General features: G+C 37.5%; 9 protein-coding genes. 2 read left to right on the top strand and 7 right to left on the bottom strand.

Features of this window, described 5'->3' with window-relative positions:
- Nucleotides 1–36: 36 nt before the first annotated feature.
- From JYB62_RS17790 to JYB62_RS17805, 4 genes are all read right to left on the bottom strand, one after another.
- Entirely contained in the window at nucleotides 37–3,558 is a 3,522-nt protein-coding gene (locus JYB62_RS17790) for a VCBS repeat-containing protein (protein ID WP_205646752.1), read from the bottom strand.
- Nucleotides 3,559–3,697: 139 nt separating this feature from the next.
- Complete coding sequence (locus JYB62_RS17795; RefSeq protein ID WP_205646753.1) at nucleotides 3,698–5,428, bottom strand: RagB/SusD family nutrient uptake outer membrane protein; 1,731 nt, start codon at nucleotides 5,426–5,428, stop codon at nucleotides 3,698–3,700.
- Between the two features lie 52 nt (nucleotides 5,429–5,480).
- Nucleotides 5,481–8,735, bottom strand: coding sequence for a SusC/RagA family TonB-linked outer membrane protein (locus JYB62_RS17800; RefSeq protein ID WP_205646754.1), 3,255 nt, complete (start codon nucleotides 8,733–8,735; stop codon nucleotides 5,481–5,483).
- A gap of 474 nt (nucleotides 8,736–9,209) precedes the next feature.
- Nucleotides 9,210–10,976 carry a tetratricopeptide repeat protein gene (locus JYB62_RS17805; RefSeq protein WP_205646755.1) on the bottom strand — a complete coding sequence of 589 codons (1,767 nt, stop codon included), beginning with the start codon at nucleotides 10,974–10,976 and terminating at the stop codon, nucleotides 9,210–9,212.
- Nucleotides 10,977–11,056: 80 nt separating this feature from the next.
- Here JYB62_RS17805 and JYB62_RS17810 point away from each other — a divergent pair, with 80 nt between their 5' ends.
- Entirely contained in the window at nucleotides 11,057–11,275 is a 219-nt protein-coding gene (locus JYB62_RS17810) for a PspC domain-containing protein (protein ID WP_074226496.1), read from the top strand.
- On the opposite strand, the gene JYB62_RS17815 is transcribed toward JYB62_RS17810, so the two are convergent.
- Together JYB62_RS17815 and JYB62_RS17820 are read right to left on the bottom strand one after the other, a co-directional pair.
- A complete protein-coding gene (locus tag JYB62_RS17815) occupies nucleotides 11,272–12,279 on the bottom strand; it encodes a glycosyltransferase family 2 protein (RefSeq protein WP_205646756.1) in 1,008 nt (335 codons plus the stop codon). The two genes, JYB62_RS17810 and JYB62_RS17815, sit on opposite strands and share 4 nt — an antisense overlap.
- Before the next feature lie 88 nt (nucleotides 12,280–12,367).
- Nucleotides 12,368–12,703: a YbaB/EbfC family nucleoid-associated protein gene (locus JYB62_RS17820; RefSeq protein WP_205646757.1), complete on the bottom strand. Its 336-nt coding sequence runs from the start codon at nucleotides 12,701–12,703 to the stop codon at nucleotides 12,368–12,370.
- Between the two features lie 194 nt (nucleotides 12,704–12,897).
- Between JYB62_RS17820 and JYB62_RS17825 the strand changes: the two genes are divergently transcribed.
- Nucleotides 12,898–13,179 carry a hypothetical protein gene (locus JYB62_RS17825; protein WP_074226493.1) on the top strand — a complete coding sequence of 94 codons (282 nt, stop codon included), beginning with the start codon at nucleotides 12,898–12,900 and terminating at the stop codon, nucleotides 13,177–13,179.
- Here the strand turns inward: JYB62_RS17825 and hisS are convergent.
- The gene (gene hisS, locus JYB62_RS17830; protein ID WP_205646758.1) at nucleotides 13,176–14,543 is read right to left on the bottom strand and encodes a histidine--tRNA ligase; all 1,368 of its coding nucleotides are present in this window, start codon (nucleotides 14,541–14,543) and stop codon (nucleotides 13,176–13,178) included. The two genes, JYB62_RS17825 and hisS, sit on opposite strands and share 4 nt — an antisense overlap.
- Between the last annotated feature and the right edge of the window lie 340 nt (nucleotides 14,544–14,883).

Here is a 14,883-nt window from a genome sequence, read left to right on the forward strand (position 1 = left end):
TGCGAGGTTCAACCGGGTAAACTTTACAAATAATCATTAATCCAGAGAGTTCAGATCAATGGATTCTATTTTACCTGTGTAGTCAATGGTCTTAATTCCCTTGATGACATTTGGAATAGCTATTTCACGTGTAGATTGAGAAAGAAAGCCTGAACCAAGGGTCGTCTCTATTCGTTGAGTCTTTCCGTTTTCTAGTTCTAATAACACTGCCATTACACCTAATCCAGGGCTGAAACTTTTCCCTTTTGGGCTTTGGGATTGGAATACTTGTAAATCACTTCTATTCTGAGAGGCAACTAGCAGAGGCGAGCCTTGGGCGGAAGATATTTTCACTAAAGCTTTCCCATCTCCAGGTACCAAAAATCCACTTTCCAATACTTTCATTGGTTCAAAATCACCCTGTCCATTTCCCTTGAGAATCAAACCTATATGAGCATCAAGTTTTCCGATAAAAATTTCATTACCATAATCATTCCCGATTAAGGCAACATCCAAATTCCCATCCTGATCAAAGTCTTCCGAAACAACTCCATTAACCGGTCCTACCTGAGCCATTCTAGGCAATGCTTTTAACTTAAATTGCCCGTTTCCTAAGTTTTCAACATAAGCTGAGTTATCATAATTACCTGTTAAGATCAATGCTCCTTCTTTCTCTTCGGGAGTAAATAGATCTTCTTCTGTGCTTAAAGCATAGGTTTTATAACGCTCGTATTTCTTTCTAAACAAGGTGCTTTGACCATATAAATCTCCCCAGAAATGGCTTGGAAAAGATTTATAGTTACCCTCTCGGTCTTTATAGTAAGCAAAAGTCACGGGGTCTACACTCCCATTTTTATCAAAATCTTTTGCATATACTTTAACAGGCATCTCTACGCTAGGATGGTGCGGGTTATTTGCCCCCAAATTCCCTACTATAAAATCTGTATCTCCATCCTGATCAAAATCTCCGGGAGATATGGAGTTCCACCAACCCAAATAATTCTCTAACCCCGTGCTTTCAAGCTTGGTAAACTCTCCGTTATTATTTTTGAATATGGTGATAGCCATTAATTCTCCAACAACTACCAAGTCTACTTGCCCATCCGAATCAACATCGGACCAAACCGCATCAGTCACCATGCCAATCTCTCTTAGAGTAGGAACCACAATATCCGTCACATCTTCCAAGTTTCCATTATTGTTTTTTAAGAGAAAACTCTTTTCCGGCATGGGGTATTGGGAAACTGGGGTTCTTCCGCCTACAAACAAATCCAAGAATCCGTCTCCGTCAAAATCAGCAGCCCTGACAGTGGATCCACTTGCTTTTACAACCGAAAAATTCTTATCAAGTGTAAATCCCCCACGTCCATCGTTTAAATATAATCGGTCCGAATATTCTGCGGATTCCGGCAAAAATTCATTACTCCCACTGACTAAATATAAATCCAAATCGGAATCATTATCGATGTCTACTAGCAACATCCCCATTTCCTCAAAGACTGGATTTTCTCCCTTCAAAATATCTACTTCTTCAAACTCACCATTTTGATTTTGAAAATAAGCCTTGGGAAAATAGCCACTAGAAGAACCAACTAACAAATCTTCAATCCCATCTCCATTGATGTCTCCCACTGCCAAACTTGGACCATATTGAGTAAGTTTATGAGGAATGGTACGCTGAATATAAAAGTCTACTTTATCATCTTCTTGATGCGTAAAGTTTAACCCTATTGTTGACGAAACTTCAGAAAATAATTTCGAACCTATTTTATAATCTATAATAGCTTTGTTTGATGCTCCTTGAGTAGCATTGGAGTAATCCAAAGTAAGAACTTGGTTCCCAGTTACATTTTTTATAGTCTCTTGTTTTCCATCTGGCCAAATTACCCGAATCTCCTCCACGCTAGATTCATCCCCTAACCCAAAATGTAATACAGGATCAATGGAGGACATATACCCTCTTACTACTTGCTGTTCTTGATACAGCGAACTTCCATTTATAAGTTTCAAAGTAATTTTTGCTCCAAGTCCTTGAGGATTAGAAGCAGTTCCTTTCAACTGGATTCTTAAAAAATTAAAAGTGTCCTTTTCTTCTGAAAGTCTATTTTCAAAAACAAAAGCCGGATCATTAATATTATTAACTACATAATCCAAGTCACCATCCAAGTCAAAATCAACCAAAGCCGCTCCATTGGAAAATGAAGGTTTACTCAAGCCCCATTCAGCACCAGTATCTTCAAATTCCAAATTCCCAACATTCTTAAATGCATAATTAGGAATTTTGACTATGGGAATGGAATCCAATAATTGTCTAGTAGTAGCAATACTTCCTACATCGGCACGATAATTTGCAAAATCCTTATCAGTAATATCTCTAGGGAATCCATTGGTAACTAGCAAATCTCTCATCCCATCGTTATCCACATCACCGAATAAAGGAGCCCAACTCCAATCTGTCTGATATACTCCAGCCATCATTCCTATCTCACTAAAAGGCATGTCAGGTCCATTATTCATATGTAACATATTCCTTACATACTGATATTCATACCCCCACTGCTCATTATTTATATAGGTCTGATACACATTATTTCCAATGGTAGTTTTCTTTCTATAATTCCCCTCTCCCAACATATCTAATGTGAAAATATCAGGCAATCCATCATTGTTAAAATCTGCAATATCTGATCCCATGGAGAATTGGCTTTGATGCCTTAACGCCTGGCTAATTTTATTGGAAAAAGTACCATCTTGGTTATTGATATAAAGAATGTCATTGGTAACATAGTCATTGCTAACATGTATATCGGGCCATCCATCATTGTTGATATCTGCAATCAACAAACCCAACCCAAATCCTTCAATAGTGATACCTACTTCAAGAGTTACGTTGGTAAATGTTCCATCACCATTATTTCTATAGAATGCGTCATTATTAATAGCACTTCCATCTACAATTTTCTCTTTATAGTTACTTGGAGTAACTTTACTTTGCTCATTATTGAGAACATATAAATCCAAATCACCGTCCAAATCATAATCAATAAAGGCAGCCCCCATCCCGTTACCGCTATCAGCAATTCCATATTGGGATGCCATTTCTTTAAAGATCACATTTCCTTCTGCATTCACTCCTTGGTTTACAAAAAGTAAATTATTACGTTCCCCTTCACCTTTCATCATAGCTGCAGCCACATAAAGATCCATCAATCCATCTTGATTGATGTCAACGGTAGTAGTACCGGTACACCATCTATTAGCAGCTTCTATTCCAGCCTCTGAAGAAACATCTTTAAATTTGAACCCACCTTGATTTAAAAAAAGCTTATTCGGCACTTGATTTCCGGTAAAAAAAACATCTGGGTACCCATTGTTATCAAAATCGGCAATGGCTAATCCACCTCCATTAAATATGTATTCGTCGGTAAGAATATTAAAGGAATCGGTTTCTATAATATTGTTTGCAAAATCAATACCCGTGGATTCTGGGGATTTTAATTCAAATAAACTAGTCTCTTTTTGACAGGAGCTTACTAAGATTAGAAAGGCTCCCAAAAAGAGAAAATACTGGGATTTCATAATGGATAAAATTGGGTGTGAGAGGCCTCAAATTAGCATTTTTGAGAGATATGAGAAAAAATATAAGTGATTAAATAGATAAAAAAACAAAAAGAGAAGGCCAAAGACCTTCTCTTTTCTATTATTTCCAAATCTAGATTTAGAAACCTGGATTTTGTATCAAAATATCAGTTCCAACCAAGTCTATTTGATCTTGTGGAATTGGAACATACTTGAATTTTTCAGAATAGGATGCACCACCCAAGGCAGCAGCTAATAGCTGACCATCCAATGCGAAATAGAAATCAAGTTCTTCTTTCGCAATATTCCATCTTACAAGATCATAGAATCTATGACCTTCCATTCCAAGCTCAAGCATTCTTTCCATTCTAACTGCTCTTCTAGCTAAGTCAGCATCAGTCCATGGAGAATCGTAAGTGCTTATGTCATAGTTAGCAGCCATATCTCCACTTTCTCTCATAAGTTTGGAATTAATTGCTCTAGTCCTTACTCTATTCACATATTCACGAGCTTTTTCCAATCCACCAGTTTCTATTTCAGCTTCTGCAGCCATCAATAGAACATCCGCAAATCTTATGATCATAAAGTTGATACCAGTGTAACCTGGAGTCCAAGAACTATTATCTTGATAAGTCCCTTCTTCTGCCTTTTGATATACATATTTTTTAGGAGAATAAGGTCCTCCGTTTGGTTGGTTTCTGATCCAAGCAGCACCTGGATGATCTTGCCAATCAAGATATGGAATACCTCTTCTTCCTACTGTATGATCCAATCTTGGGTCAAGTGGACCTGCATCTGGAGTGAATGGATCAGCTGAAACTAATCCCATATCGTTTTTAACTCGATTAGCAGGGTCATTATACGATTTATCTAATAGAGGTAAACCATTACTTGTTCTAAATGCATTCACGAACGTGAAGCTTGGCTGGAAGAAACCACAACAGTTACCTGGACCAGAAGGACCAGTGTTGTAAGGGAAGTTCAAGTCAAACTCTGGGTTTGCATTCAATACAGAACCAGTACCAGCAGCAGCTTGATAAGCCCAAACAGACTCTTGATGGTTATCATTAGCACCTCTGAACATATCGTCATAGTAATCAACTAGACCATACTTTAGACCATTACTTGTTACACCATTCGCAATTACATCATCAAACATTGATTTTGCTTCAGAGAATTTGTTTTGATACAAGTAAACTTTACCTAAATAAGCTTTTGCAGCCCAAGAGTTAACTCTACCTACTTGAGATTGAGTTGCAGGCAAATTATCAACAGCATACTTAAGATCAGCCTCAATAAAAGGCCATAAGTCTTGATTGTTGCTGATTTCTTCTAAGCCACTACCATAATCTACTGTTTCGTCAACATAAGGGGTATTGTTATAATCCCTTTTCAACTCAAAGTAAAAATGAGCTCTTAAGAAACGTGCCTGAGAAGAGATTCTAATTTTATCTGCATCAGTCACATCCTCTTGTGCACTTTCTAGAAGTCTCAAAACGTTGTTTGCTCGGGCAATACCTTCGTAACAAACATTCCATTTAGATCCCATATCACCACCAGCAGCATTATTTTCAAATCGCTGGATAGGGTTGATTGTAGTGAAGTCACCAGGGTCAGTACCCTTGTTAGCTTCACCACCTCTAATACTTCCCCAAACCCAATTGGATGGAGAACCTAATCTATTTCCCCGACCATTGACTTGAGAATAAACAGCTATCAAAGAGGCATCAATACCTCCAAGCGATGTTAGCTGTGCTTCAGCAAGTAAACCTGTCGGTGGCACATCTAGAAAATCATCGCTACAGCTAACTGCCACCATCATGACTGCTGAGGACAAAAGTGCTCCGATTTTTAATTTATAATTCTTCATTTTTTTTAATCAATTATATTGTCTATAACTCGATTCTGATTCTTTTGTTCTCTTAGAAGCTAAGATTAACACCAAAAGTATAACCACGTGTAACTGGGTAGTTACCAACGTCAATACCGAAGCTCAAATCCGCGTCTCCACCAACAGCCGGATCCAATCCAGAATATCCAGAGATAGTAAACAAGTTGTTTGCAGAAGCAAAAACTCTAACTCTTTCCATTCTCCATCTTTCCAATAAAGAAGCTGGAAGTGTATAACCTAAACTTACGTTTTGAAGTCTTAAATAAGAACCATTTTCTACATAGAATGAATTCTCAACATTCGAGGTTGAAAAGTTTGAAGTCTTTTCTACAACAGGAATTTCAGCATCCAAATTTTCTGGAGTCCATGCCTGCTTTAATCTTTCTGAAATTGCGGCTCCTTCAAATGTTTGGAAGAAATCAGTAAACCACTTAGACTGATTCCAGATCTCATTACCAATTGAGGTATAGAAATATGCAGAAAGGTCAAGTCCTTTGTAACCTACAGTGAAGTTTAAACCTCCTGTAAAATCAGGTACTGGATTACCAAGTACAACACGATCTTCTGGAGTAATTACACCATCTCCGTTTGCATCTCTAAACTTAAATCTACCAGGAGCAGCTCCGTCTTGAGTAGCATGATTTGCTACATCTTCATCATTTCTGAATAGTCCTTCTACATCATATCCAAAGAAAGTAGAAAGTGGCTCTCCCACCTGGTTTCGAATAGGACGAATACCTCTATAGGCTGGGTTTACGGAAGTAATGATCTCCAATCCTGGAGCTAGAGAAACAATCTCGTTTTTCAGAGTACTACCAGTCACAGTCAATTCATAGGTAAACTCACTAGAAAGGTTACCTCTAGTGGACACAAATAAATCTAAACCTCTGTTCAACATCTCTCCAATGTTTACAGCTGGAGGAGCGGCATTAGATCCTGCAGTCAATGGGATAGGTACAGTAAAGAGCAAGTCTTTAGTATCCTTTTTCCACCAATCAAAAATCACATCCAAACGACCATTGAAGAATGTACCGTCAAAACCAATGTTCTGAGTTACAGCAGTTTCCCACTGTGCATTAGGGTTACCAATTCTAGTTCTTCTAAAACCAATCAGAGCAGAACTGTTAGAACCAGTAATATCATAAGAAGATGCACCAACAGTACCTCCGAATAGAGAATATTGGTTATTAGGATCTACGTTATTGGAGTTACCCATTTGACCCCAACCACCTCTGATCTTCAAGTCATCAATCCAAGTAGCACTCTGAAGGAATGGTTCGGAAGATAATCTCCATGCAGCAGAGAATGCTGGGAACACACCATATCTTGAGTTAGAACCAAATCTTGAAGAACCATCTCGTCTAACTACCGCACTTACTAAGTACTTGTCATTGAAGGTGTAATTCACTCTACCGAAATAAGAGTTAAAGTTTACTCCTTTAAATAAGTTTGAGTTAACCTGTCTTGAAGACACTGGAAGGTTTGAAATATTAATGAAGTCAGGATCTCTTGAGAAAGGATTCTGTCCACTTGCACTCATATTTCTACCAGCACCAGTATTCAATGCTTCTTGACCAGCAATCACATCAAACGCATGCTTTCCAAATGTATGTTTCCAAGATACAGTGTTTGTGAAAGTCCATCCAAATACGAAACCTGCACCTTCATTGTATCCAAATGCTGAGTTGTTTTCAGAGTTTTCATACTGAAGTCTTGAATAACCCCAGAAATAATAGTTGTTATACTGACCACCGATAGATGTTCTGAAAGTCAAATCATCAATGATATCGTATTCTGCATAAACGTTACCGAAAATATTGGCATTAAAGTTTCTATTATTTCTCTGGCCATCTCTGTTAGCTACTGGGTTTCTAGGGTTGTTAAAACCTCTTGCGGCGGTACCACCATATCCACCAAACTCATCGTAAACTGGAATAATAGAAGGCATTCTAAAAGCCTGAAGAATATCATTCTCATCATCAGAAACACCTCTACCGCCAGTTCCACCTTGCTGACCTAAGACCTGACGATAGGTAGCTTGGAAGTTCTCACCAATTCTAAATCTTTTGGTAACATCAAATTCAGAGTTTGCTCTTAAAGAGTATCTCTTGAAACTATTGGCGATCATGATACCAGCTTGATCCTGGAATCCGAAGCCGATGTAGAATCTTGAAGTCTCAGAACCACCATTCAAACCAATAGAATGTCTGTTCAATGGAGCATTTCTAGTCAAAGCATCATACCAATCGGTACCCTCACCCGTTGCAGCTCTCACCACTTGGTATACTGGGCCTTTAGAAGGGTCAATGTTATACTTGGCTCTTTCTTCTTCTAACTGTGCAGCTGTAAAAGGTCCAGGAACACCTGAAGCTCCTCCTACATTAATATAATAAGGCAATACTGGAGAAGTACCGGAACCAAATTGAGGATGTCCATAAGCTGGAGCTCTACCATCAATTCTAGCTTGGTTAGTTTCAGCCAACCAAGTGTATTCAGCGAAATCCTGAGGATTCATCATGTCCAATCCTTTGCCTGGTGTAGTAACACCGAACATACCGTTATAATCAACTCGGATTTTTTGATTTCCTCTTCTTCCTCTTTTAGTAGTATAAATAATTACACCGTTTGCAGCACGTGCACCATAAATGGAAGCAGCAGCAGCATCTTTCAATACGGTAGTAGAAGCAATATCATCTGGATTCAAGAAGTCTGTAGATCCTACAGGAACTCCATCCACTACATAAAGTGGCTCGTTACCACCAAATGCTCCAAAACCTCTAACACGAATAATTGAAGAAGTACCTGGCTGACCGTTTGTAATTACCGTAACACCAGAAACACGACCTTGAAGAGTCTGTTCTACGTTACCTGTTGGAATTATTGTCAAATCTTTAGGATCCACGGTGGCAATCGCGCCCGTAGTTTCTCTTCTGCTGTCAATCGTATAACCAGTAACTACAAGTTCAGAAAGTGTAGTCTCATCTGGATTCAATTTGACATCAATTATACTTCTATTGCCTACTACCTGCTCTACCGAGCCGTAACCAATAAAAGAGAAGACCAATACAGCTTGGTCATTAGGGACATTGAGGGAGAATTTCCCATCAATATCGGTGGCAGTACCTGTAGTAGTTCCCTTCACAAGAACTGAAACTCCTGGAAGTCCTACATCATACTCGTCCAACACTGTTCCAGTGACGGTTTTTTGTGCAAAAGTTGCCGCACTGGAAAGAACTAAGAGCAAAAACAAGGCGCTTAGACTTTTGTAAACATTTTTCATAAACATAGATAGATTGGGTAACAAGATTAATTGTAAATGCTTGTTTTCAATTGTTAATGCAATCGATTGCGAAAATCCGCAAGTTAACAGCAACGCTCGTTGAGTTAAATCAATGAAATTTAATAGTTGCTATACCGTGGTAAGAATACCTGCAAAAGGGGTTTACCCTATAGGTTTGAGTACATCGGGTGATGCAGAGAGAGGTACTAATTATAGTAAAGATATGTCATTGGCAATCGTTTTGGGTTTTGTTTTTATTCATCATCGTCAATGTTAAAGATTCTAAAACAAAATTCAAATCCAAAAGCGAAAAATAAAATTTGGTATAGATATTATTTATCGAAAAAAAAATAATCTAAAATGATAATATAATTAATAAAATCTTATAAAATTTAAACATAACTATTTTTTCAAATTGAAAAATTATAGAATTTTCAAAAAATCCTATCTTTCATTAGGAAAATGTAATCTCAATTTATTTTAAAAATCTTGCTTAAATATTTCAAAAAAGGCCTTAGTCTGCCTCAATTCTTCAAATTCAGGATCAATTAAAGCCTTTTGATAAAGTACCTCACTTTTATCTATAGCTTGCTTCAAATGGATTAAAGCTACCTCATCCTGTCCACTTTTCACTGCTATTAATGCAAGCCCATAATAACCATATCCAAATGACCGTCCTGCTGTGACCGACTCTTCAAAAGAAATACTTGCATTTGAATAATCTCCACTCATAAAATAAGCCAAACCTTTATTAAAAAAATCCTGTGCGGTAGAATATTGATATTGAAAACGCAAAGTAGCCAATTTATAATCGCCTCTCATAATATCTATGGATCCCCTTAGACTTTCATTTAACCTAATAAAGTCTCCGTTTTTGGTAAGTACTGACGCATCTGATAATTTTTTATAAGCTTCTTCTACTCTACCTTGAAGGACTAAAATCTGACCCTGATTATGTAAAACATAAGGATTATTTTCAATTCGGAGAGCCTGATCAAGGAGACGGTTGGCTTCTTCCCATAATAAACTCTTTTTCTTTGGATCCATTGTGCGCTGCGCCTGCCTCATTTTTACCACTGCCAAATTATTATAAGGTAAAGCAGAGCGAAACAACTCCGTCATCTTGCTATAAATTTCTTCTTTGTCTTCCAGTCTAGGGGAAGACTCTCCGGCAATAGCCCAGTCCGCAGCACTTAATCCTGAATTAAGACCTGAACTTTCCAATGCAGCTTTGAGCTGAGCAGCTTGCTGCTGATCAAGCCCTGCAATTGGTTTAGCCTGAATTTCCACTTTGGCAGCTCGAAGTTTTGGAAATAGATCTCTGGAAACTTCTCTAAAACCATTAATTCTTCTCAAATCATCCGCTTGAGATAGATAGTCTTGCCCATTCAAAAGAACCGAATAAAACTGATCCTTACGCTGTGTAGATAATTTTTCATAATCCCGAAGTAATAACCTAAAATCAAACCAATCATTCCATCTGGAACTTAAATCCAGTAAGCTATCCGAAATTCGGATATTAGAGTTTTTCAAATAATCCAAAGTAGCTTCGGCACGGTCCATTCCCAACTTACTGTTTTTCCCTTCGGTATTTTCGGGAGATTGAGTACCAGTAATTTTTATACCAGAAATAGAAGGGTACTGTAAAATAAAATTCTTGAGCCTATCTAAAGTCCCCTTATTTCGACTCGTTTCTACTACTTTGGAAGATCCGGCGGAAAAGAAAAAAGAAAAATCTGAATACCGTGTTAAGTCTTTGTCTAAACTCCCAGTAGGAATATACAATCCCACCTGGGGAATAGGTTCATCAGGTCTTACTGCCCCTACTTTTACCAACAATGGAGTAGTAATTACTCCTTTTGCCAATATCTTTTTTTCACTGGGACTAATTTGATCTTTTCCCTGATAAAAAATAGCTTCCAGCACCGCCCCTTCCATCCAAGATTGGTATTGAATAGTGAAATTTTCCTCATAGGTATATTTGCCTAATTCCTTTTGGAGCTCCACGTTACCCAAATTAACCTGTTGATTGGAACCTCTAATTTCAATTTCAACTCTGGGGTTCTTCGGACTTAAAGCTGAAATGATAGGAATTTCTCCTTTTATCTTAAAGTTTAAAGAATCTCTTTGAAAGATTAATTTAGAAGGATTAATTTCAGAATTCTCTAAAAAATTATTTTCAGGCACTATTCTTGAACCACATGCTGCAAGAAAAAAAGTTGTAATAAATAAAGTTATTGTTATCAAAAACAATCGATTAAACATATTGCTTTATAGTTTGGATCAACATTTTTTATAAATTTAGATTACTAAACCACTACAAGACCATGGAAAAGATAAAATTATTCTTTGAAGAAAGGGCTTTTGGAGTATGTTCTAGATTAGGAGAGAAATTAAATTTCCCTATCGACAGTATTCGTTTATTTTTTATCTATACCTCCTTCATCACGATGGGGTCACCTGTTATCATCTATGTCAGTATGGCAATGATGATGAAAATAAGGAAATACTTTAGAAAAAGTAATAATCCAATTTTGTTTGATTAAAGAGATCGGAAGGTTTTTTTCTTCAAAATTCCCGTACTCAATATCAAGAATCTGACTGGCCCTTTTCCAGGAACTGATTTCCCTTTACTTACTTTCACAATTTGATCCACAGAGATATTTCTATGGACTATAAACTCTTTGTATCCTTTCCAGATAGCTCGAGCATTTGCCCGGTCACCCTTTAGGAAAAATGAAATGGCAGCCATCATCTCCAGGCAAAATTTAGCAAGAAAAATCAAGCCGAAATTCAGCCTTCCCTCATTCTTAAAAATCATTGAAAGACTATTTCTGACATTAAGGAATAGTTTTCGGGAACTATTTCTTGCCAAAGTAGCCCCACCTACATGATATACTTTGGTATTTCCATCATATCCGATTTTCCAGCCTTTATTCCTCATTCTCCAGCAAAGATCAATTTCTTCCATGTGCGCAAAGAAATGAGCATCAAAACCGTTCATTTGATGAAATGCCTCTGCATTAACAAGCATGCATGCCCCAGATGCCCAATCTACGTCAATAAAATCATCGTATTGCCCTTCATCCCTTTCAATATGTTCCCAAATCCTCCCTCTACAATAGGGATATGCTAGAGAATCAATAAACCCTCCTCCTGCCCCTGCATAATCAAAATAATCTCGGTTTTGAAAAGAAAGAATTTTAGGCTGGAGGGCAGCGTAATCCGGTTTTGTTTCAGCTGATGCTACCAGATCCAAATCCCATTCCGGAGTCACCTCCACATCTGAATTGAGCAGAATGTAATATTTGTATTTTCCTTTTAATTCTTCTAAGCCCCAATTATATCCTCCAGCATACCCGAAATTTGCTTTTAATGGAATTAAATTGACTTGGGAAAAATTTCTTGAAATTAACGTGGTAGATTGATCAGTACTCGAATTATCAATTATCCAAATATCCGATTGGCTGTATTCTACTACAGAAGGAAGGAATTTTTGAAGCATTTCCTCTCCATTGTAATTAAGAATGACTACTGCACAGGATTTCATGATGAGTATATAATAATTTTCACCATTTCAAATGGAATCTACCAAAGTTGAACTCATACCTTTATCTGACATTTTTACCCGGCGGATTTCACCCAAACATGCCACCGAGGTCCATTCCCGGAATATTAGGAATCACACCATCAGTAGCGGATTTCATCGCGGCTTTAATCTTTATCTCAATGGCATCCATAGCGATATTGGTTGCTGCCACTACTAGATCGCTTAGCATTTCTTTATCGTTTGGTGTCAATAAAGATTCATCAATATCGATTTTCAGAACTTTCCGATTTCCATTGACCGTAACCTTTACCAATCCAGCTCCGGATTCACCTTCTGCTGTAAGGTGAACTAATTTTGCCTGTGCATCTTTAATTTTCGATTGGGCTTCCTTGATCTTGCCCATCATCCCCATGATATCAAACATATTTTTTCTTTATCTCTACTTTAAATTTTATTTCAATCTCAATTTTTGGCATCTGTGCTTTTGACGGATATCAACGATTTAAATCAATTTTAAAACGATAATAACCATTTGTAAATTAAAGTTTCTTCCTTTTTAAAAAACATGTAACTTTTATATAGGTTTTTTAGTATTTATACTATCTAATCTTAACCTACATGAAACCCATAGAATCCATTGAAAAAGAGCACATTGCACACCTCTTTTTCAGCAAAAAAGAAGTTCTTCCTGATCCTGATTTACAGAAGTTGAGACTTTCCAAACTATTCAGATCTCAGACGCTAGGAAACCTCCTTCAAACAAAAGTATACCTTACGTTTGAAGCAGCTGACGGAAACATTTATCAAACTCACACCACCGTTTGGGCTGTTGGAAATGATTACATTTCTTTAAAAGGAGGACTAACGATTCCCGTCTCTTCTATTTTGGAAGTAGATTAATTCCCTTTAAGTAAAGAAATCACTTCTTCTACTTTTAAATTTTCCTGATTCCCCGTCTCCAAGTTCTTCAAAGCAAGGGTTTCAGTGGCTATCTCATTGTCTCCACAAATCCCAACAAAAGGGATACCTTTTTTATTGGCAAAATCAAATTGCTTTTTCGCTTTCACTACATCAGGATAAATTTCAGCTTTGATTCCTGCATTTCGGAATTGAGTCAATACATTCAAGGCATATCGGAATCCTTTTTGGTCAAAGTGGGTCAACAATAGAGTGGTTCCTTTTAAGCTTTCCTCTGGAAACAAATCCAATTCCTCCAATACATCATAAAGTCTATCCACACCAAAGGAGAATCCCACTCCTGATACACCGGAAAGGCCAAATACTCCTGTCAAATTGTCGTATCTACCACCCCCACTTACGGAGCCTATTGAAACTCCTTTCACTTTTACTTCAAAAATAGCTCCTGTATAATAGGACAAACCTCTTGCTAGCATGATATCAAAATCCACATGCTCTAAATTCGCCCCCATCTGATCAAGAATATCAAGCATTTCCTCTAATTCAGATACACCCTTCAACCCCACTTCACTAGTCGCCAAGAAATCCTTTAAAAAGGCAATTTTCCCTTTTAGGTCCGTTTCCAACTGAACTAGAGGCTCCAATTTATCTACAGATTGGGAAGCAAATCCTCGTTCACCTAGTTCCTCTTTTACTTTTTGCCAACCTATCTTATCTAGTTTATCAATCGCCACACATAGAGGCCCTTCTTTGCCTGACTCCCCGATGGCTTCAGAAATCCCAGTCAAGATCTTCCGGTTATTGACTTTAATATCATAACTGGAAAGTCCAAGCTTTGTAAAGACATCACGAATCATTAGAACAATCTCCGCTTCACAAACCAAACTTTCCGTTCCCACCACATCTGCATCACATTGGTAAAACTCCCTATACCTTCCCTTTTGGGGACGATCAGCTCTCCACACCGGTTGAATTTGGAACCTTTTAAATGGAAAAGTCAGTTCATTTCTGTTCATCACCACATAACGTGCAAATGGAACAGTTAAATCATAACGAAGCCCTTTTTCTGCTACCTTAGGTAAAGTGACAGCTGCACCTGAAGCAATGTCATCTGAATTGACTTTCTTAAGAAAATCACCACTATTTAAAATCTTGAAAAGTAACTGATCTCCTTCGTCCCCATATTTCCCTGTCAGGGTACTCAGATTCTCCATAGCGGGAGTCTCGATCTGTTGGTATCCAAATAGCTGAAAAGTGTCTTTAATCGTATTTAGAATAAAATTTCGACGAGCCATTTGGACGGGCCCAAAATCTCTTGTTCCTTTTGGAAGACTAGGTTTTTGCATGCTTAATCTGGTGATTTAGACTTCAAATTTATTTAAAAATTGGGAAACAGCCCTCTTAATTGAAATCAATTAGAATTTATTTCAAGATTATACTAGGCTAAAAAGATTTGTTTTCTTAATTTTGCGCTTCGTTTCGGAACAAAAACATTAAAAATATACGACCATGGCAGTTACTACATTAAAGAGAAAGTTGAAAAGAAAAAGATTGTCTCAAAATACTCGCGTAATAAAGATCAAGCAACTGTGCGCTAAGCCAGTGATTAAGAACGTGGACGTAGAAGAATTGAAAAAGTCTTTTGCAAAATAATTGACCTTCCCCTTAGGGTAAAGAGGCGATCTT

This window comes from Algoriphagus lutimaris (assembly GCF_017051705.1).
Classification (GTDB): Bacteria; Bacteroidota; Bacteroidia; order Cytophagales; family Cyclobacteriaceae; genus Algoriphagus; species Algoriphagus lutimaris.

Bases quoted from the DNA above. Each gene is read 5' to 3' on its own strand.
- JYB62_RS17810 (WP_074226496.1), top strand. From the start codon at position 11,057: ATGGAAAAGATAAAATTATTCTTTGAAGAAAGGGCTTTTGGAGTATGT.
- hisS (WP_205646758.1), bottom strand. From the start codon at position 14,543: ATGCAAAAACCTAGTCTTCCAAAAGGAACAAGAGATTTTGGGCCCGTC.
- JYB62_RS17825 (WP_074226493.1), top strand. From the start codon at position 12,898: ATGAAACCCATAGAATCCATTGAAAAAGAGCACATTGCACACCTCTTT.
- JYB62_RS17820 (WP_205646757.1), bottom strand. From the start codon at position 12,703: ATGTTTGATATCATGGGGATGATGGGCAAGATCAAGGAAGCCCAATCG.
- JYB62_RS17795 (WP_205646753.1), bottom strand. From the start codon at position 5,428: ATGAAGAATTATAAATTAAAAATCGGAGCACTTTTGTCCTCAGCAGTC.
- JYB62_RS17815 (WP_205646756.1), bottom strand. From the start codon at position 12,279: ATGAAATCCTGTGCAGTAGTCATTCTTAATTACAATGGAGAGGAAATG.
- JYB62_RS17800 (WP_205646754.1), bottom strand. From the start codon at position 8,735: ATGTTTATGAAAAATGTTTACAAAAGTCTAAGCGCCTTGTTTTTGCTC.
- JYB62_RS17790 (WP_205646752.1), bottom strand. From the start codon at position 3,558: ATGAAATCCCAGTATTTTCTCTTTTTGGGAGCCTTTCTAATCTTAGTA.